This is a genomic window from Clostridium sp. AM54-37XD (assembly GCF_003478225.1).
Lineage (GTDB): Bacteria > Bacillota > Clostridia > Lachnospirales > Lachnospiraceae > Coprococcus > Coprococcus ammoniilyticus.
This window is the reverse complement of record NZ_QUEV01000006.1, coordinates 107979-128796: the sequence shown is the minus strand read 5'-3', so window position 1 is coordinate 128796 and position 20818 is coordinate 107979. Positions and strand designations below refer to the sequence as shown.

The window sequence follows — 20818 nt, the reverse complement described above, 5'->3', positions numbered from 1 at the left end:
GGAACTGTAGAAGTGAAAAATACGATTGATGCACTTGCACTGAAGAAAGCATTTATAGCCGGTGCGAATAACCTTGATAATAAAAAAGATTATATTAATGAGCTGAATGTGTTTCCTGTACCGGATGGAGATACCGGTACAAATATGACAATGACGATTATGTCAGCAAAAAGGGAAGTTGAATCCTGTAAGGAGACAATGAGTGATATCGCAAAGGCAATGTCAACCGGTTCCCTTCGTGGAGCCAGAGGTAATTCAGGTGTAATCCTTTCTCAGCTTCTTCGTGGTTTCAGCAAGAAGATCGGGGATAAAACAGAGATCGGAGTAATCGAGATTGCTGATGCATTCCAGAAGGCGGTTGAGACAGCTTATAAGGCTGTTATGAAGCCAAAGGAAGGAACGATCCTTACAGTTGCCAGAGGTATTGCTACTAAGGCCAGAGAATGTGCAGGTACAGATATTACATTGGAGGAATTCTGCGAAACCATCATTAAGCATGGAGATGAAGTGCTTGCTTCCACACCGGAGTTGCTTCCGGTATTAAAAGAAGCCGGTGTTGTGGATTCCGGCGGACAGGGTCTGATGGAAGTATTAAAAGGTGCAGTTGACTGTATTCTCGGACGTGTCGTAATTGCAGATACAAAGCCTTCCGGAGCAGGAGTATCAGGTGTTGACAATCCAAAGTATTCTGAAGATCTGTCAGCCGATATCAAGTTCGGATATTGTACAGAATTTATTATTAATCTGGAAAAACCATACGGCATAAAAGAAGAAGACGATCTGAAACAGTTCTTAGAGTCGATCGGTGATTCCATTGTCTGCGTATCAGATGATGAGATCGTTAAGATCCATGTTCACACAAACCATCCGGGTCAGGCATTTGAAAAAGGTCTTACCCTTGGTTATCTGTCAAATATGAGGTCGATAATATGAGACTGGAGCATCATGAGAAGGTCATCAAGCAGGCAGAACGGGAAGAAGCAGCCAGACAGGAAGCTGCAAGACAGGCAGAGAAAGAAAAACAGCAGCCAAAGAAACAATATGGTTTCATCGCAGTATCCATGGGTGATGGATTAAAGGAGTTCTTTACGGAGCTTGGAGTTGATTATGTGATCGAAGGTGGTCAGACGATGAATCCAAGCACTGAGGATATGCTGAATGCGATCGAGAAGGTTCATGCCGAGAATATATTTATATTCCCAAATAATAAAAATGTTGTTCTTGCAGCCAATCAGGCAGCCGGCTTATGTGAAGATAAGAATATCATCGTCCTTGCAACGGCAAATGCGCCACAGGGTATCAGTGCAATGATAGCGTTTGACAGTACGATGACATTAGAGGATAACAAAAACAATATGTTAGAAGCTGTATCAAATGTAAAGAGCGGACAGGTAACATATGCGGTCAGAGATACCTCCATCGATGGAAAAGCCATCCATGAGGGAGATATCATGGGTATCGGTGATAAGGGACTGGTATCCGTTGGTAATGACATTTCGGATGTTACATTCGATCTGATCAAAGATGCAGTAGATGAAGACAGCGAACTGATCAGTATTTATTACGGAGCAGATGTAAAGAAGGAGGATGCAGAGGCATTTGCGGCAAGAGTGGAAGAAAGCTTCCCGGACTGCGATGTACAGAACTACTATGGTGGTCAGCCAATCTATTATTACATTGTTTCTGTAGAATAAAGGGAGAAAAACTACATGGAATTAAAGGATAAGGTAACTTGTATTAAAGGGATAGGAGAAAAAACGGCCGGTAATCTGGCAAAGCTTGGTATCTCTACAGTGAGTGACCTTATCCATTATTATCCAAGAACTTATATTACATATATGGATCCTGTTGACATTCAGGATATACAGGCAGATGAGCGTCAGGCAGTAAGTGTGACGATCAACAGTCGGGTAGAAGTGAAGAAGCTTCGCGGATTCTCGATTGCGACTGCCTATGCCAAAGATTATACCGGGACAATTAAACTGACATGGTTTAATTGTCCTTTTCTGCGTAATTATTTTCATATTGGAGATCGTTATATCTTTGTCGGAGAAGTGAAATATAAGAATGGCATGTATACGATGAGCCAGCCGGAGTACTATACAGTGCCCCAATATCAGGAAATTTTAAAAGAATGGCAGCCTGTATATGGTTGTACGGCGGGTATTACAAGCAAGACGATCCAGAAAGCGGTAAAGGGAACGCTTCCTCTGATTCAGACGCTTTCAGATTATATACCGGAGGACATTCGGGATGAATATGATCTGATGAGGCAAATGAAGCCGTAACCCATATCCATTTCCCGGATACGGAGGATCACTTAAGAGCTGCGATCAAGCGGGTTGCCTTTGATGAATTTTATGAATTTATAGAGAATATGCATAGTCTGAAAGAACATGATACGGTGAAATACAATCAGGCGAAGATACCATTTACGGAGCAGGTGACAGAGTTTATCGAGAGTCTTCCGTATCGTCTGACAGGGGCACAGATGGATGCGGTTCGGGATATCATGGCAGATATGGATTCAGAGCATGTGATGAATCGTCTTGTGCAGGGGGATGTTGGTTCCGGTAAAACGATCGTTGCCGCGATTGCATTATTTGCCTGTGCGACGCAGGGTTATCAAGGTGTGATCATGGCACCGACCGAGGTACTTGCAAATCAGCACTTTAAAGAACTGACCGGCTTATTTGAGCCATATGGAATCCATGTTGCGTTGCTGACCGGTTCGATGACGGCAAAGGAGAAACGGGAAGCGTATCAGGAGATTGCAGAGCATCGTGCGGATGTGATCGTCGGAACGCATGCGTTAATACAGGACAAGGTGGAATATGATAATCTGGCGCTTGTTGTAACGGATGAGCAGCATCGGTTTGGCGTAAGACAGAGAGAAAAATTATCATTAAAAGGGGGAACGCCACATGTTCTTGTTATGAGTGCGACACCGATTCCGAGAACCCTTGCGATCATTATGTACGGAGATCTTGATATTTCGGTAATTAATGAACTGCCGACAGGACGGATTCCGATCAAAAACTGTGTAGTGGATGAGAGCTACCGCCCGAAAGCACAGGAGTTTATCCGGGCAGAGGTTAAAAAAGGACATCAGGTCTATGTGGTATGCCCGATGGTGGAGGAAAGCGAAGCCTTAGATGATGTGGCAAATGTAGTTGAGTATTCGGAAGATCTGTCACAGAAGCTTGACAGCAGCATACATGTGGCTATTTGCATGGCAAGATGACAGGGGATGAGAAGAACCGTATCCTGACGGATTTTTATGAAAAAAAGGTTGATGTACTTGTATCTACAACGGTTATCGAGGTAGGAATCAATAATCCGAATGCCACGGTTATGATGGTAGAAAATGCAGAACGGTTTGGACTGGCAGCCCTGCATCAGCTCCGTGGGCGTGTGGGACGTGGAAATCTGCAGTCTTATTGTATCTTTATCAGTGGAAAGAAAAATAAAGAAGTGATGGAACGGTTAAATGTACTTGCAGATTCAAACGATGGCTTTTATATTGCGGGAGAAGATCTGAAACGGAGAGGACCGGGAGATTTCTTTGGTATCAGACAGAGCGGAGATGTGCTGTTTAAGATGGGAGATATCTATAAACATGCCGACATGTTAAAGGCAGCATCGGATGTCTATGAGAAATATGGTAGTCGTATACGGACGGAATTTGACCGAAGTGTCGCAGCAAGAAATGAGATGTATGGAAAAACGATATTATAAGGAGATTAGAACGATGGAGATAACAGAGGTAAAAGAACAGGCAGATAAGATCTGTGAGAATATATCGAGAGTACTGATCGGCAGAGAGAAGGAGATACGTGTGATACTGGCGGCACTTTTTGCGGGAGGTCATGTACTGGTGGAGGACAGACCAGGAACCGGTAAGACACTTTTAGCAAAGACATTTGCCAAAAGCATCGGAGGGCAGTTTAAGAGAGTTCAGTTCACACCTGATCTTATGCCATCCGACATTACAGGCTTAAGTATTTATAATCGTAAATCAGAAGATTTTGTATTGGTGAAGGGGCCTGTATTTACAAATATCCTGCTTGCAGATGAGATCAACCGTGCAACACCGAGAACACAATCCAGTTTGCTTGAGGCAATGGAAGAGCAGCAGGTGACGATCGATGGAGAAAGTCATAGGCTTGAAGCACCGTTTTTTGTTATTGCAACAGAGAATCCGATCGAGACTACCGGTACATACCCGCTTCCGGAAGCCCAGCTTGACCGTTTTCTTATAAAGATCTCCATGAGAGATAATTCAAAGGCTACAGAGGTTTCGATCATGGATCGTTTTATGTCTGAGAATCCGTTTGATACACTTCAGACGGTCTGTGATACAGATCATATAAAGACGATGCAGGAAGCGGTCAGAGAAGTTTTTGTTCATTCTTGCGTAAAGGAATATATTGCAGACATAATCCTTGCAACCAGGAATAACAGCCGGATACAGGTTGGTGCAAGCTCCAGAGGTACGATAGGGCTTCTTCGTCTGTCGCAGGCATATGCTGCTATGGAGGGCAGAACCTTTGTCCGTCCGGATGATGTCCGTTATATGGCACCATATGTCCTTGCACATCGTGTGATCATGGCAGGACACATGGATGAGAAAAAGGAAAAGACAGTGATTAGGGAACTGGTCGATCAGATCGCTGTTCCGGTTGAAGATTGGGAGAATTAATATGGAGATACTGATAGCAGTATTGTGTTTTCTGGTGATCTATCTCGGACAGACTGTTATTTACCGCAAATACTGGGATCAGGGGCTTTCTCTTGATCTGGATTTTGATGACAGGTATCTGGAGATTGGCGATAAATCAGGGATAACAGAGACAATTACAAATCAAAAGATGCTGCCTCTTACAACTTTACATGTGAAGTTTTCCACAGCGAGATCCTTACAGTTTCAGGAAAATGAGAATGCGGTTGTTACGGATTTTTATCATAGAAATGATCCGTTTTCGATTATGGGAAACCGGAAGGTAGTCAGAAAGCTTTCATTTACGGCGAAAGAGCGAGGCTTGTTTTTTATCAGTGCTGTAAAGCTGATGGCAAAGGATTTTCTGATGTCGAAGACATTTGCGCTGTCTGTAGAAAATCAGGCATTTCTGTATGTTTTCCCTGAAAAACTTTCTAATATACAGCTTGATACGGTCCTAGATGGTATGTTGGGTGATCTGACATCAAGGAGAAGTCTTTTTCCGGATCCGTTTGCTTTTTCCGGCCTGCGGACTTACAGCGTGGGAGACCCGAGAAAGAGCATTAACTGGAAAGCAACAGCCAGATGCGACGACCTGATGGTAAATGTATATGAGCACACGGCAGAACAGAGGGTGAAGATACTTGTCTGTCTGGAGCCGAACACCATGATAAGAGTTCATTATATACAGGAAATGTGTATCAGTATAGCATCCACGGCAGCATCTTACTTTCTGGATAACCGGATTCCTGTCATGATACGGGCAAATGGATATGATCTGTTATCCGGTGAGATGGAATGGGTGGATTTTGGTTCTTCCGGAGAACATCGATTTACGGTTGATAAATATCTGGCACGAATAACGGAAAATGCCGGGATCGATAGATTTGTTGAAGTCTTGAAGCAGGAAGTGACAGATGTAGACAGCAATACAACATATCTCATCGTATCTGCATACCATAAAAAGGATTTGCTGGATGAGCTTGATCATATGGCTGAAAAAGGAAAAAACATTTATATGATAGTTCCATATCTGGATATACAGAGGTGCGATGATATCAGACCTTATCTTCATGGAATGGAGGTAGAGTTAAATGACACATAAGATATATTGGGCAGAGCGAGGATTGCGTTATCTTTATGAGGTGGTAACGGCAGAATTGTTCATGTATACATTCTGCATGATATTTATGAGACAAGATCCGCGGTTTGTGGATGCCATTTGGATCGCAGGAATATTTCTGTTGTCCTATCTGATCAGAGATTTTGCACCGAATCATATATTACTTACCGTTGGACATCTGGTGCTTGCGGGACTTTTAGTTATTTTGCCGGGCACAGTATGGATCCGAACGGTTACAGGGATTTATGATATCGGGTATCTGCTGCCATGTGCGGTAGCTTATGCAAAGAGAGGTTCCAGACTTACAGATATGAGCGAACCATGGCCATCGATCTTAGCAGGAATTATTGTTTATTTTGCAAGTATCGGCATGGAGCTTCCTGTTTTGTCGAACCTGTCTTATATTGCAGTTGCATTACTTATGGCTATATATATGATGATCCGGTATATACAGGGGTTGAAACGCTATATCTCACAGACAACAGAAGTATCGGAGCAATCCATCCGGGATATCGCATTTATAAATGGCAGGGTTGTATTATTCCTTGCAGTGCTTGTGTTGTTATTAATGGGAGCCTGTCGTTTCCTTGATCTGTCCGGGTTTGTAACTGTACTTGCGCGTGCATTTGCAAAGGTTGTTCAGACAGTATTTGGTGCGATCATGGTCATATGGGTATTTGTGCTGACACTGCTTACGAAGGGAGGACCGACAGCAACCGATCTCGATTATCAGGATACTTTAAATGAATATTATCAGAACAGTGTAAAGGGATATGATGTATTTACTTTAATATTAAAGGTAGTTGTAGTTCTTCTTCTGATATTCTTTCTGGTACGGATATTGTTGCAGGTGATCCGTTTCCTTTTGAAACCGAGAAGCTATGCAGATGATGTGATCGAGTTTATCGCCGAAGAACCGAATCAACATAAAGAACGTATAACAAACAGCCGTATAATGCACAGGTTGACAGCTGAAGAAAGGGCAAGAAAAATTTATAAGAAATCAATCCTGCGATATAAGGATGTGATCACACTTAACAAACGGATGACCTGTGAAGATATCAGGCAGGAGATAACAGAGACGGAGGTTGGAAATGTAGAGGGTATTTCTGCCATATATGAACAGATCCGATATGGAGCAGGAGAGGTGGACAACTATGTTATACGAGAAATGAAAGCAGCATCCGGACAGAATAAAAGGGTGAATAAAAAAGAAAATAAAAAGGGAGTAGTGCAAAAATGAACCAGAAGAAAAAGACGATCGTATTATGGGGAGTCATCATAGTACTTGCAGCGGCTGTTGTGGCAATGTCAGTTATACTGGTGACAAAAGGTCGGAAAAATAATGATCCGGACGGACAGAAGAATGCCGGAACAGAAGCTGTGATAGAGGGATCCGGGCAGGATGCGGAGCAAAAGGCTGAGGATGGCGCTGATCAAAAGAAGGAAAAGGGTGCATCCGATACTCAGAAGTCGACAGATGACAAGAAGACCTTATATGCAGAAGTAACGGTTGGAAGTACATGGGAAAATAACGGAATGACAGCCGCTACAGAGACGGTCACGATCTATAATAAGACCGATAAAGCTGCAACGGATTGGAGCGTTGATCTGGAATTTTCCGGGAAAGTAACGATCGACCAGCTCTGGAATGGAAAGTATACGGCAGATGGATCGGTGGTTCATGTAACCGCAGAAAGTTATAATGAGGAGATACCGGCTGGTGGCAGCATTGATTTTGGATATAATTTATCAGCATCGGATGTGAAGCCTGTTCGTTGTACATTGATGATCGCAGGAAAAGAAGTAACAACTGTCACCGGTGATGATCAGCAGAAAAATGATGAGAACGCAGAAGTGAAAACAAATACCGGTGAGAAGGCAGCTCAGACAGATGGGCAGTCCGTTGACAGTGATAAAAAAGATCAGTCCGGCAGCGATAAGGTCACCGACAACAAAATCGGTAAAAAAGAAGATGATCCGTATAAGGCACATGGAAAGCTTGCGGTATCAGGAACGGACCTGGTGGATGCATCAGGCAGTAAATTCCAGTTAAAAGGTGTCAGTACACACGGACTTACCTGGTTTGCTGATTTTGTAAGTAAGGACACTTATCAGTATTTCAAAGATTCCTTTGGTATCAATCTGGTACGTTTTGCTATGTATACAGATACAGGAGATTCCTATGGATATTGTTCCGGCGGAAATAAATCAGAGATCGAGGAGCTTCTGGGAAAAGGTGTTGATGCAGCAACGGATCTTGGATTGTATGCGATCATTGACTGGCATATTTTAAATGACAATGATCCAAATATGCATATAGATGATGCAAAGGATTTCTTTGACCGGATATCAAAGAAATATGCTTCTTACGGAAATGTGATCTATGAGATCGCAAATGAACCAAATGGTGGTACAACCTGGGATTCTGTAAAGAGCTATGCGGAAACGATCATCCCGATCATACGAAAAAATGCACCGGATGCCATTATCATTGTCGGAACACCAACCTGGAGTCAGGATGTGGATGTGGCAGCCGCAGATCCGATCACAGATCAGACCAATCTGATGTATGCGGTTCATTTCTATGCCGCAACCCATAAGGATGGTCTGAGAAATAAGGTTCAGTCGGCACTTGATTCCGGACTCCCGATTTTTGTATCAGAGTTTGGCTTGTGTGATGCATCAGGAAACGGTTCGATTGATTATGATCAGTCCGATGCATGGTTTGATCTGATTAATGATAAGAACTTAAGCTATGCGGCATGGAATATCTCGAACAAAGCTGAAACGTCATCATTATTTGATTCCTCCTGTACAAAGACAAGCGGCTTTACAGATGATGATCTGTCGGACAGCGGAAGGTATATTAAGGAAAAAATTGAGAGTTCCTATTGACAAAAGGAACGAAATATATACAATAAAAAAAGATTTTAACAACCTATGGGAGATCATGATTTATGAGAGTAATAGCGGGAACTGCCAGAAGTCTTCGGCTGGAAACGATCGACACGATGGATACCAGACCGACAACCGATCGGATCAAAGAGACCTTATTTAATATCATATCGAGAGAATTGCCGGATTGTACATTCCTGGATCTGTTCAGCGGAAGCGGTGCGATTGCGATCGAAGCATTGAGTCGTGGAGCAAAACAGGCAGTCCTTGTAGAACAGAACCGGAAAGCGGTTGACTGCATTAACCGGAATCTGGAATTTACGAAATTGAAAGATAAGGCAAGAGTCATCACAGGAGACTGTGTTGCAGCGATCGACAGTCTGGAACGGTCAGGACTTGTGTTTGATATTATATTTATGGATCCGCCATATGGAAAATTATTGGAAAAACAGGTGCTGAACCGTCTTGCATCATCCGGCATTGTTGATAAGAATACCTGGATCATTGTAGAATCAGATCTGGATACGGAATACGATTATCTGACCGATATAGGATATGAGATCGATCGTGTGAAGAAATACAAGACAAATAAGCATACATTTATACAGGAGATTCTATAAAAATGAGCAGTGCAATATATCCGGGAAGCTTTGATCCCGTAACATTAGGACATCTTGATATTATCAGACGCTCTGCGGAGATGTTTGACGAAGTTATAATCGGTGTTTTGAATAATACTTCAAAAACTCCATTGTTTTCTGTAGAAGAACGTGTTAATATGTTGTCTGAAGTGGTGTCAGACATACCGAATGTTCGTGTTGAGAGTTTTGGAGGTCTGCTGATTGATTTTGCCAGACAGAATGGGGTGAAGACGATCATCAGAGGCTTAAGGGCTGTAACCGATTTTGAATATGAATTACAGATCGCGCAGAGTAATCGCAAGGTTGCTCCTGAGATAGACACCGTATTTTTGACAACCAGTATTGATTATGCATATCTGAGTTCCAGTATCGTAAAAGAGTATGCCAGCTTTGGTGTAGATGTGGAACAGTTTGTACCAGCAGGAGTTGTCGATCGGATAAAAGAAAAATATAGCAGATAGTATTAGGAGGAAATAAGTCATGGCAAAAAAAGGCATTGAGGAAATGATTTCCGAGATTGAGATTTTTATAGATAATTGTAAGTATAAACCATTGTCATCCAGTATGATTATTGTTCCAAAGGATGATCTGGAACAGATGCTGAATGAATTAAAATTAAAGCTTCCAAATGAAATTGAGCGTTGCAAGAAGATCATGCGTAACAAGGAAGCCATACTTGCAGATGCCAGAACAAGGGCAGATTCCATTATTACAGAATCTGTTGCAGAGGCAAATAAGCTGGTTGATCAGAGTCAGATCGTAGAACTTGCAAATATCCGTGCGAATGAGATTTTGGATATGGCAAGAAGTCAGGCAGACCAGATTGTAAATGAGGCAAATGCAGATGCAAACGAGATCCGTCTGGGTTCTATGTATTACACGAAGGATAAGCTTACAGAGGTCAGCAATTATATTAATGCAACATTAGAGGCTGAAAAGGCAAATTACGATAATCTGATTCAGTCCTTACAGTCAAATCTGGATATTGTATTGAATAATACAAATGAGATTAATGGAGATATTGCAAATATGACCGGAGCAGCGCAGCAGGCTGCGGCTCCTGAAGAAGCTGCACAGACAGCATCAGAGGAGGATAATACAACTGTAGAAAATGAGCAGGATTATAACGTATATGGTAAGACAGAATACTCCAATGATGACGAAGATGACGAGGATGATGATTTTGACGATGATTTTTTAGATGATTAGGAATTTATATCCTGTAATTTAAGAATAAAAGCGTCATTAGATAACTGAATACAGCGCAGATACATTTACCGAATGTATAGCGTACAAAAGACAGCTTTGTATCTTTTAAAATGTGCATGGACTGGAAGAGGGATGAGACTCCTCCGAATGATGTAACAGAAAGGATCAGAGCTGTTTTTTGTATGGAAGAAAGTGGAAAAAGGGATAATTCGGACAGACCTTTTGTTATCTCCAGGTAGCATGCCAGAATATGGAAAGTTGGTATATTTCCTCCACATGCAATCGCAAGGTTATACAAAACGGAGAAAACAGCGACATAGATACCTATAACGGTGATGGTTGTTATACTGTTTTCGATAACAGATGGTGAATTGCCGATATCCTGTGCTGCAGCATATTCGGACATAGTGCCCGTAGTTTCAGAGAGAGGTATTTGGAGATCTTTCGCATCATTAGGAGATCTGTGAACTGTTTTTTTATTTTGTTTAAAAAGCGAAATATGTAAAGAATTTTTTGATAGCAGATAGTACAGGATAGCATAGCAGATCTGTGGCAGGTAGATGATTGCCAGTACGGTGATAGTATTTATCTGTCCGTTCAGATATTGGTTACAGACATATCCCATCAGAAACATAGGACTGATGTTGTTGCAGAGGGGCATAATGGCATGGGCGAAATTTTTTGATATGACTTGATTTTTGTAGAGCCTGCCTATAGCAATCGCGCCGACCGGGTAGCCGCAGAACAGACCGCATAAGAATAACAGAATCAGACAGCCTGCCCGGTTTGGATGGTTCCAGTCGATCATCGAGAGAAAGAAGCCGGAGATTAGAAGAAATGGGAGCAGAAGGGGCACCAGATTGTTATACCACAACACAAGACCCTCTGCGAAACTTTTGGAAACAAAGGAAGAATTCAGGCAAAGGACGATAATAAGCAGGATGAAAGCCGGATATAAGAAGAATGAGCGGTCCGATAAGACAGAAGGATGCTTCATAAGGAAAACTCCAGTTCATGTGTTCATCAGTATTTTATGAAAAAAGCGTGATTACTATGAATTATAAATTGAAAGAAGTAGACATTAATTAATATAAATCAGCCGGGCAGGCTGGTGGCAGGAATTTTAAATAAGAGAATATCTTTTCAAATAAAAATAGTTGAAAAAGAGAAGAAAACTGAGTATAGTTAAGCTGCTATTACAGGAGGTAGATAAAATGATAAAAACATGTTTTGAAAATGTAAAGATGAAAACTCCACTGGTGCATAATATCACGAATTATGTAACAGTAAACGATGTTGCAAATGTGCTTCTGGCATGTGGAGGAAGTCCGATCATGGCAGATGATATTGACGATGTAGAAGATATCACCAGTATCTGTGGTGGCTTAAATATTAATATTGGAACCTTAAATAAGAATACGATCCCATCTATGCTTGCCGCCGGCAAAAAGGCAAATGAGCTGGGACATGCCGTGCTGCTTGATCCGGTGGGCGCAGGTGCCAGCAGACTTCGTACGGAGACAGCGATAAAGCTTTTAAATGAAATAAAATTTGATGTGATTCGTGGAAATATATCCGAGATCAAGACACTTGCATTTGGTTCCGGCAGTACAAAAGGCGTAGATGCAGATGTGGCAGATGCAGTCACAGAAGATACTCTCGATCCGGCAGTTACTTTTGTGAAGAAACTTGCGGGAAAACTTGGCTGTATCATCGCTGTTACAGGTGCAATCGATCTGGTAGCAGATGCAGATACCTGTTATGTGATCCGGAACGGAAGACCGGAGATGGGTAAGATCACAGGAACCGGATGCCAGTTGTCCGGTCTTATGACAGCTTATCTGACAGCAAATCCGGATAACAAACTGGAAGCTGCTGCAACTGCCGTTATACTGATGGGAGTTGCCGGAGAAGTCGGATTTGCGAATATGGAGTCTACAGATGGCAATTCAACTTATAGAAACCGCATTATTGACGCAATCTATAATATGGATGCAGCTAAGCTTTGCAATATGGCAAAGTGTGAGATCAGATAAGGAGTGAATGAGGCTATGAGTAAGCAGACAAATACAAAACCGGAGGAGCTTCTGCTATATGCAGTAACAGACAGACACTGGTTGAACGGTGCAACTCTGATCAGTCAGGTAGAGGCAGCATTAAAAGGCGGAGCGACCTTTATCCAGCTTCGTGAGAAAAATCTGGATGATGAAGCATTTTATAAAGAAGCGCTTGAGATCCAGAAATTATGTAGAAACTATAAGGTTCCTTTTGTGATCAATGACAATGTAGAGCTTGCAAAGAAGATCGGAGCGGATGGTGTTCATGTCGGACAGTCTGATATGGAGGCCTTAGATGTCAGAAAGGTGCTGGGAGACGATAAGATCATCGGTGTATCTGCACAGACAGTGGAACAGGCAGAACTGGCTGAAGAGCATGGAGCGGATTATCTGGGCGTTGGTGCGGTATTTCCAACCGGATCCAAGGATGATGCAACAGAAGTCAGTTTTGAGACGTTAAAGGAAATCTGTGAGCATGTGCATATCCCGGTTATTGCAATCGGCGGCATAACCAGAGATAATGTTGTGAAATTAAATCAAAGTGGAATTTGTGGTATCGCAGTTATCAGCGCGATCTTTGGTCAGACAGATATTGAGGCTGCCACGGCAGATCTAAAAAAACAGACAAAGAAGATGTTAGGAGAATAAGGATGATAAAAGGTGCGATCTTTGATATAGACGGAACACTGATCGATTCTATGGAAATGTGGGAACATGCGGCAGAACGATATCTGGCAGGAATGGGTATCGAAGCAGAACCCCATCTCCAGAAAAAACTGTATACCTTTACGATTACAGAATCGGCAGAATACCTTAAGAAGAATTACAGTTTATCAAAAACGATTCTTGAGATCATAGATGGGATCAATGAAACGATTGGTGCATTTTACAGAAATGAAGCAGAACCAAAGCCGGGGATCATAGAGTTCTTATCTGCCTTACAGGAGCGGAAGATCCCAATGACAGTAGCGACTGCGACAGACAGGGTTCATATCGAGCCGTACTGAAGCATAATCATATGGATCAGTTTTTCAAAAAGATCCTTACCTGCTCGGAGGTAGGAATTGGGAAAGAACATCCGGATATTTATATTCAGGCAGCAAAGTGTATGCAGACGAACATTGCTGAGACATGGGTGTTTGAAGATGCTTATCATGGCGCAAGAACAGCATTTGATGCAGGTTTCAAAGTATGTGGCATCTATGATGCTGCAAGTGCGGAGCATATAAATGAGTTGAAAAAATATAGTACGCTGTATGTTGACAATACAAAGGAATTATATAATATTTTCTTCCTTTAAAGAAACCGGTATGATATAGAATTGATAAAAATGTACAGCAGACAGGAACAGACCGGTAACGAAAGTATTTGTAAAAGTAAAGGAGACAAAAGGGTTGAAGACAGTTCTTACAATAGCCGGAAGTGATTCCAGCGGCGGTGCGGGAATCCAGGCAGATATAAAGACCATTATGGCAAATGGTTGTTATGCCATGAGTGCGATCACTGCATTAACCGCCCAGAATACGCTGGGGGTAACAGGAATCCAGGAAACGACACCGGAGATGCTCGCCTTACAGCTTGATGCCGTATTTACGGATATTCGGCCGGATGCGATTAAGATCGGTATGGTCGCTTCCGAGAAGTTGATCCGTGTGATCGCAGATAAAATAAAGGAATATCAGGCAGAACATGTGGTAGTGGATACTGTTATGATATCAACCAGTGGACACCGGCTGATCGACGAAGATGCGATCGGTGCTTTAAAAGAATGTCTGCTTCCAATCGCAGAGGTCATTACTCCGAATATTCCAGAAGCAGAGGTATTGGCCGAAATGACGATCCGTGATGGACAGGATATGGTTCGTGCAACTGAAAAAATATCAAAAGTCTATGGCTGTGCGGTTCTCTGCAAGGGAGGACACAGTATCAACGATGCAAATGATGTCTTATATTCGGACGGAAAAGTCAACTGGTATTATGGAAAACGGATCGATAATCCGAATACCCATGGAACCGGATGTACACTATCAAGTGCAATCGCATCAATCTTGCAAAAGGATATAAGATTGATGAGGCGATAAGAAACGCAAAAGATTATATATCCGGTGCACTTGCAGATGGCATGGATCTGGGACATGGAAGCGGACCGATGAATCATGGCTTTGATCTGAAAAGCAGATTTGCAGAATCATGAAAAAAGTGGTTGCGAATCTCAAATGACTATGTTATTATGGACAAAGTTGGTGTATAAGCGCATTTGACACCAGAACACTTGGAATGGAGGTGGCAATATGGTAAAGACAATTATCATGGTCGTATATGTAATTATATGTATAGCATTAACAATTATTGTCCTGTCACAGGAAGGTAAATCAGCCAGTCTGACAAGTTCAATTACCGGCGGTAATTATGATAATTCATACTGGGGCAAGAATAAAGGAAGTTCAAAAGATGCGGTTCTCAGAAAGATCACAACAGTGCTTGGTATTCTTTTTATAGTAATTGCATTGCTTCTTGATTCTAAGCTGTTCTAGTTCATATACAGAATTTATCAGTGCTTACATATATCCTATATGTAAGCACTTTTTAGATATACGGAGAGGTATTTATGACAGAAGAATTAAAGAATGAAAGAAAAGAGAATATATATACCCTGATCAATGACGATGATTACAGACCGTTGAAATTTAAAGAGCTTTGTTATCTGCTTCAGATCGGAGGACGTGATAAGGATGATCTGTTAGAAATCTTAAATGAGCTTGTCGATGAGGGCAGAATCGAGAAAACCTCCAAAGGTAAGTATCAGAAGCTTGGAAAGGGTGTCCTTGTCGGTACATTCATCAGCAATCAGAGAGGATTTGGATTTGTCCGTGTGGAAGGATATAAGGAAGATTTCTTTGTCCCACAGAAGTATACGATGGGAGCATTCCATAATGATAAAGTGCTGATCCGTGTTGCATCCGGCAACCGGGGCAGATCAACAGAAGCGCATGTAGAACGGATTCTGGAACGAGGTTTAAAACAGTTGGTCGGAACCTATCAGAAGAACCGGAACTTTGGTTTTGTGATTCCGGATAACGGTAAATTAGACAGTGACATCTTTATACCGGAGAAGAAATCCATGGGAGCAGTAACCGGACATAAGGTTGTTGTGGAGATCACAAATTATGGAGAAAAGTCTAAATCTGCAGAGGGACGTGTCGTTGAGATACTTGGACATATTAATGATCCGGAGACGGATGTATTATCGGTTGTAAGAGATCTTGATATTCCGGTTGATTTTCCGGATGTTGTTATGGCAGAGGTGAAGAATATACCGGATGAGGTAACAACGAAAGAGATGGCAGGAAGAACCGATCTTAGACAGTTGCAGACCGTTACGATCGATGGAGAGGATGCAAAGGATCTGGATGATGCGATCACACTCTATGAGGAAAACGGGTTATATAAGCTTGGCGTTCATATTGCAGATGTTACACATTATGTAAGGGAGAATTCTCCACTTGATAAAGAAGCGTTGAAGCGTGGAACAAGCTGTTATCTGATCGATAAGGTCATACCGATGCTGCCGCATAAGCTGTCAAACGGTATCTGTTCACTGAATGAGGGAAAAGACCGTCTGACGCTTAGCTGCCTGATGGATATAGATGCAAACGGCAAGATCATCAATCATAAGATCTGTGAATCGGTGATCAATGTTAACCGCAGAATGTCATATACAAGTGTATCTGCGATCGTAGAGGATCATGATCCGACAGAAACAGAAAAATATAAAGAACTGGTTCCGATGTTTGAATTAATGCTTCATGTGTCAGAGTTGTTAAGAACGATCCGACATGAGCGAGGTTCGATTGATTTTGATTTTGATGAGTCTAAGATCACAGTTGATGAAGACGGTCAGGTATCTTATATCGGAGTGTATGAGAGAAGACGTTCGAATCAGATCATTGAAGACTTTATGCTGGCTGCAAATGAGACAATCGCTGAGGACTATTTCTGGCAACAGATTCCATTTGAATATCGTATCCATGAAGCACCGGATACGGAGCGTGTAAAGCAGTTATCCATTCTGATCAGCAAGTTTGGATATTACTTTAAGGCATCCAAAGAGAATATTCATCCAAAGGAGTTCCAGAAGCTGTTATCAAAGATCGAGGGTGAGCCATGTGAGAATCTGATCAGCCGTATGACACTTCGTACGATGCGGCAGGCGAGATATTCGACGGAATGTGAAGGACATTTTGGATTGTCTTGTAAATATTACTGCCATTTTACATCGCCGATCCGAAGATATCCGGATCTTCAGATCCACAGGATCATCAAGGATAATATTCATGGAAGATTGGATGACAGGAGACTTTCGCATTATGATACGATCCTTCCAAAGGTTAGCGATGATAATTCCAGAAAAGAACGCCGCGCAGAAGAAGCAGAACGTCAGGTCGAGCGTTTAAAGAAAGTGGAATACATGGAGCATCATATCGGAGAAGAATTTGAAGGTATCATATCAGGAGTCATCAACCGTGGTATTTTTGTAGAGCTTCCAAATACTATTGAGGGATTTGTAGATGTGTCGACACTTTATGACGATTTTTATGTGTATTCGCAGGATGAATATGCTATGATCGGAGAATCAACCGGAAAGAAATATTCGATCGGTGATACCGTTAAGGTAAAAGTAAAGCTGGCAGACAAACAGAGCAGACGGATCGAATTCGTGATCCGGTCAGATGCCAAAGAAGGAGATGAAGCAGGACATGGCAAAGGAAAGAGGAAACAAACTCATCGCAAATAACAAAAAGGCATATTTTGATTATTTCATAGAAGAAAAGTACGAGGCAGGGATCGCGCTGGCCGGAACAGAAGTAAAATCAGTCAGACAAGGACATTGTAGCATCAAAGAATCCTTTATCAGTATCGATAAAGGAGAAATCTACATTTACCGTATGAATATCAGCCATATGAAAAGGGTAATATATTTAATAAAGACCCGCTTCGTACCAGAAAGCTGCTACTTCACAAATACGAGATCAATAAGCTGATGGGAGCCCAGCAGGTGAAGGGATACACGATCGTTCCTTTAAAGGTTTATATCCGTGACGGTCTGGTTAAGATGGAGATCGGACTGGCAAAAGGTAAGAAATTATACGACAAACGTCAGGACATTGCGAAGAAGGATGTCAAGCGTGAGAATGAGCGTGAGTTCAAGATCCGTAATTTGTAAGATTTGATACAGGATTTCCAGAATATCCGAGGCTGATGGACTGGATAATTCCCGATATTTCATATGAAGTTTTAAAGATTTTGTGAAACACTGGAATATTTCATACAGATGTGATATACTCCAATAAGATTTTTACTGGGAGGTCAGGTAAGTGAGCCAGAGTAAAGTAGATAAAAGAAAATATGAGAAGAAGAACCGCGCAGCGATCATGAAGCGTGAAAAGAGAAAGAAAATCCTTGGATGGTGCATATTTGGCGTGTTAGTTGGCTGTATTCTTGCAGCTACACTGGGTGTAAAGATATACAAAGCGATTCCAAAGTATGTAGAAGCTGAGAAGCTTGGCGCATATGTCAGCCAGACATGGGCAGAACAGGGATATGGAAGCTATTTTGAGAACAGCAGTACAGCTACAGCATCCGATGCAGAGGATACTGACAGTGTTACTTCTGAAGATACAGCTTCTGAAGCAGATACTTCATCCGAAACGACAACTACAGCAGAGACTGACACAACAGAAACTGCTGAGTAATATATAAGAAAGCACCTGACAACAGAGCTTTCCTTTATAAACCAGGGGTTGACTGGTTTCGACAGGGGTTTTGCAGTCACGGAAGCCATCCGTGGACTAGGACCACGTTAAAACTTAGATTAAATATAAACGCTAACGATAATTTAGCTTACGCTGCCTAATTAAAGGCAACTGCCAGCTTTAAGGTTCCCCGTACCTTTCAGATCTGGTATCATCCAACGGGAAACTCCGGTGCTTAAGCTTTGCGGTATCGGAAAATTCATGAAGCTACTGATGTATCCAGCCTGTCCGTAGGCGTGGTACTGAGGAAATGTTAAAATACGGAATGTGATGGGAGATGCCGTGATGAATGAGCTTTTGGACGTGGGTTCGAATCCCACCAGCTCCATAGCATGAACTATGGCAAAAAGGATGCAAGGTCGTACACCCAAAAAGGTGTAGATTTTTCTTGCATTCTTTTTATTTGTATGGTAAACTGAACGAGTTGTGAAAAAAATCGATGGTCCTCTGTACCGGTGTGGTAGTAAGAACATCTAAATATCAAGGAGGTCACACAAATGAATAGCGATTACATTAAGAATCTTGAAGCTTCTCAGATGAAGACAGAAGTTGCTGACTTTGCAGTAGGTGATACTGTTAAAGTACACAACAAGATCAAAGAAGGTAACAGAGAGAGAATCCAGATTTTCGAAGGAACTGTTATTAAGAGACAGGGTGGAAGCAACAGAGAGACTTTCACAGTTAGAAAGTTCTCAAACGGTGTTGGCGTAGAAAAGACATGGCCAGTACATTCACCATTTGTTGAGAAGATTGAAGTAGTTAGACATGGTAAAGTAAGACGAGCTAAGATTTACTACTTACGTTCAAGAGTTGGTAAAGCTGCAAAGGTTAAAGAGCTTGTTAAATAATTTTTACAGGTTGCATGAAAAAGTGGCTGGGGTTGATAGCTCCAGCCATTTTTGTAATATGAATCTATCGGAGTAGAGATATGAGCGATAAAAGTGAACGCAGAAAAAGAATACGGCGGGAGAAACGTCGGCAGAGAAGAAAAGAAAGAAGCTTTAGGCGTACGGTCAGAACGATATTTGGCTGGCTGTTGTCCGTTCTGATCGCAGTTGTGCTGGGATATGGAATGGTTTCTTATTGTTTTCAGTCTGTGTATGTCGTTGGTGATTCCATGAATCCGGTGTGTACTAATCAGGAGAAGGTTACAGTAAATAAGTTATGTTACCTTCTTGGCTCTCCGGATCGATATGACATTGTTGCATACCGAAGTGTTGATACGCCGGATGCTTATTATGATATTAAACGTGTGATCGGATTGCCGGGAGAGACCGTTCAGATCAGAGATGGAAAATTATATATTGATGGCAGTGAACGGACGGATCTGCCATTTGATGATTATATATTTACAGCAGGACTGGCAGAGAATGAAGTAAAGCTGGGGGATGATGAGTATTTCCTGCTTGGTGATAATGTCAATAACAGTGAAGATTCCAGATTCCTGAAAGTGGGAAATGTGAAAAAAGCAGAGATATTAGGAAGGATAAAGACACGATGAATATACAATGGTATCCCGGACATATGACAAAAGCAAAACGTATGATGCAGGAAGATATCAAGCTGATCGATGTTGTGATCGAGCTGATCGATGCCAGAGTGCCATATAGCAGCAAGAATCCGGATATTGATGCACTTGCAGCGAACAAATACCGCCTGATCCTGTTGAATAAGACAGATCTGGCAGATGCATCTGCAACAGCAGAATGGGAAAATTATTATAAAGAAAAAGGATTTTTTGTAGCAAAGATCAATGCAAGATCCGGTGATGGCATGAAGAATATCAGTAATGTGGTAAAGGAAGCTTGTAAAGAAAAGATCGAGCGGGACAGAAAGCGTGGTATCATTAACCGTCCGCTTCGTGCGATGATTGTTGGTATTCCAAATGTCGGTAAATCTACATTTATCAATTCTTATGCCAGAAAAGCATGTACAAAGGTTGGAAATAAGCCGGGTGTTACAAAGGGAAAGCAATGGATACGTCTTGGAAAAGATATTGAATTATTGGATACCCCAGGAATATTGTGGCCCAAATTTGATGATAAAGAGGTTGGATTACGACTTGCTTTTATCGGTTCGATCAATGATGAGATTTTAAGTATTACCGACCTTGCGTATGAATTGATCAAATTTTTACAATTAAACTATTGTCAGAGCCTTGTTGATAGGTATAATATTAATGAGGATGCCGATTCTGTTCATATTCTGGAACAGATCGCAGAAAAAAGGGCATGTATAAAAAAAGGCGGCGAACTGGATATCGATAAAGCTGCAGCGCAGCTACTGGATGATTTCCGGGCAGGAAAGCTTGGCAGGATATCACTGGAACGACCGGCTGTTGTAAAGGATAAGTAGTT

The 20818-nt window shown here is 41.8% G+C and carries 20 protein-coding genes, 1 other RNA gene and 3 pseudogenes; all 24 read left to right on the top strand.

What is annotated here, in order from left to right; all coding sequences use genetic code 11:
* Window positions 1-12: 12 nt before the first annotated feature.
* The 24 genes and pseudogenes from DXA07_RS07345 to ylqF all read left to right on the top strand — a co-directional run bounded on the left by DXA07_RS07345 (window position 13) and on the right by ylqF (window position 20816).
* Window positions 13-1694, top strand: a pseudogene (locus tag DXA07_RS07345) (DAK2 domain-containing protein).
* A 15-nt stretch (window positions 1695-1709) separates the two neighbouring features.
* Window positions 1710-2288: a hypothetical protein gene (locus tag DXA07_RS13470; RefSeq protein ID WP_243013814.1), complete on the top strand. Its 579-nt coding sequence runs from the start codon at window positions 1710-1712 to the stop codon at window positions 2286-2288.
* Between the two features lie 89 nt (window positions 2289-2377).
* The gene (locus tag DXA07_RS13465; protein ID WP_243015426.1) at window positions 2378-3244 is read left to right on the top strand and encodes a DEAD/DEAH box helicase; all 867 of its coding nucleotides are present in this window, start codon (window positions 2378-2380) and stop codon (window positions 3242-3244) included.
* Entirely contained in the window at window positions 3241-3738 is a 498-nt protein-coding gene (locus tag DXA07_RS13460) for a helicase-related protein (protein ID WP_243013810.1), read from the top strand. Before DXA07_RS13465 ends, DXA07_RS13460 begins: the two co-directional genes overlap by 4 nt.
* Window positions 3739-3751: 13 nt before the next feature.
* A complete protein-coding gene (locus DXA07_RS07335; RefSeq protein WP_243013808.1) occupies window positions 3752-4702 on the top strand; it encodes a MoxR family ATPase in 951 nt (316 codons plus the stop codon).
* Window position 4703: 1 nt separating this feature from the next.
* Window positions 4704-5825, top strand: coding sequence for a DUF58 domain-containing protein (locus DXA07_RS07330; protein WP_118484063.1), 1122 nt, complete (start codon window positions 4704-4706; stop codon window positions 5823-5825).
* Window positions 5815-7086 carry a hypothetical protein gene (locus DXA07_RS07325; protein ID WP_118484061.1) on the top strand — a complete coding sequence of 424 codons (1272 nt, stop codon included), beginning with the start codon at window positions 5815-5817 and terminating at the stop codon, window positions 7084-7086. Before DXA07_RS07330 ends, DXA07_RS07325 begins: the two co-directional genes overlap by 11 nt.
* Window positions 7083-8741 carry a cellulase family glycosylhydrolase gene (locus DXA07_RS07320; protein ID WP_118484059.1) on the top strand — a complete coding sequence of 553 codons (1659 nt, stop codon included), beginning with the start codon at window positions 7083-7085 and terminating at the stop codon, window positions 8739-8741. Before DXA07_RS07325 ends, DXA07_RS07320 begins: the two co-directional genes overlap by 4 nt.
* A gap of 62 nt (window positions 8742-8803) precedes the next feature.
* Window positions 8804-9361, top strand: coding sequence for a 16S rRNA (guanine(966)-N(2))-methyltransferase RsmD (gene rsmD, locus DXA07_RS07315; protein WP_021943953.1), 558 nt, complete (start codon window positions 8804-8806; stop codon window positions 9359-9361).
* Between the two features lie 2 nt (window positions 9362-9363).
* Window positions 9364-9843 carry a pantetheine-phosphate adenylyltransferase gene (coaD, locus tag DXA07_RS07310; protein ID WP_117807512.1) on the top strand — a complete coding sequence of 160 codons (480 nt, stop codon included), beginning with the start codon at window positions 9364-9366 and terminating at the stop codon, window positions 9841-9843.
* Window positions 9844-9862: 19 nt separating this feature from the next.
* On the top strand, window positions 9863-10591 hold the full coding sequence (locus DXA07_RS07305) for a hypothetical protein (RefSeq protein ID WP_117822605.1): 729 nt from the start codon (window positions 9863-9865) through the stop codon (window positions 10589-10591).
* Window positions 10592-11805: 1214 nt separating this feature from the next.
* A complete protein-coding gene (thiM, locus tag DXA07_RS07295) occupies window positions 11806-12627 on the top strand; it encodes a hydroxyethylthiazole kinase (RefSeq protein WP_118484055.1) in 822 nt (273 codons plus the stop codon).
* Window positions 12628-12642: 15 nt separating this feature from the next.
* Complete coding sequence (thiE, locus tag DXA07_RS07290) at window positions 12643-13296, top strand: thiamine phosphate synthase (protein ID WP_117807516.1); 654 nt, start codon at window positions 12643-12645, stop codon at window positions 13294-13296.
* Window positions 13297-13298: 2 nt separating this feature from the next.
* Window positions 13299-13655 carry an HAD family phosphatase gene (locus tag DXA07_RS14065; RefSeq protein WP_118484053.1) on the top strand — a complete coding sequence of 119 codons (357 nt, stop codon included), beginning with the start codon at window positions 13299-13301 and terminating at the stop codon, window positions 13653-13655.
* An 11-nt stretch (window positions 13656-13666) separates the two neighbouring features.
* Window positions 13667-13948, top strand: a complete 282-nt coding sequence (locus DXA07_RS14060) for an HAD family hydrolase (RefSeq protein WP_118484051.1) — start codon at window positions 13667-13669, stop codon at window positions 13946-13948.
* Window positions 13949-14042: 94 nt separating this feature from the next.
* A pseudogene (thiD, locus tag DXA07_RS07275) lies at window positions 14043-14842 on the top strand (bifunctional hydroxymethylpyrimidine kinase/phosphomethylpyrimidine kinase).
* 97 nt (window positions 14843-14939) lie between these two features.
* Window positions 14940-15182, top strand: a complete 243-nt coding sequence (gene secG / locus DXA07_RS07270; RefSeq protein WP_117807518.1) for a preprotein translocase subunit SecG — start codon at window positions 14940-14942, stop codon at window positions 15180-15182.
* A gap of 74 nt (window positions 15183-15256) precedes the next feature.
* The gene (gene rnr / locus DXA07_RS07265; RefSeq protein WP_118484049.1) at window positions 15257-17443 is read left to right on the top strand and encodes a ribonuclease R; all 2187 of its coding nucleotides are present in this window, start codon (window positions 15257-15259) and stop codon (window positions 17441-17443) included.
* A pseudogene (gene smpB, locus DXA07_RS07260) lies at window positions 17406-17872 on the top strand (SsrA-binding protein SmpB). Before rnr ends, smpB begins: the two are co-directional and overlap by 38 nt.
* A gap of 151 nt (window positions 17873-18023) precedes the next feature.
* Window positions 18024-18401, top strand: coding sequence for a hypothetical protein (locus tag DXA07_RS07255; protein WP_118484047.1), 378 nt, complete (start codon window positions 18024-18026; stop codon window positions 18399-18401).
* 44 nt (window positions 18402-18445) lie between these two features.
* Window positions 18446-18792: a transfer-messenger RNA gene (ssrA, locus tag DXA07_RS07250) on the top strand.
* A gap of 166 nt (window positions 18793-18958) precedes the next feature.
* Window positions 18959-19309, top strand: coding sequence for a 50S ribosomal protein L19 (rplS, locus tag DXA07_RS07245; protein WP_021943941.1), 351 nt, complete (start codon window positions 18959-18961; stop codon window positions 19307-19309).
* 80 nt (window positions 19310-19389) lie between these two features.
* On the top strand, window positions 19390-19962 hold the full coding sequence (gene lepB / locus DXA07_RS07240; protein WP_118484045.1) for a signal peptidase I: 573 nt from the start codon (window positions 19390-19392) through the stop codon (window positions 19960-19962).
* The gene (ylqF, locus tag DXA07_RS07235) at window positions 19959-20816 is read left to right on the top strand and encodes a ribosome biogenesis GTPase YlqF (protein WP_021943939.1); all 858 of its coding nucleotides are present in this window, start codon (window positions 19959-19961) and stop codon (window positions 20814-20816) included. The genes lepB and ylqF overlap by 4 nt, the downstream gene beginning before the upstream one ends.
* Window positions 20817-20818 lie beyond the last annotated feature (2 nt).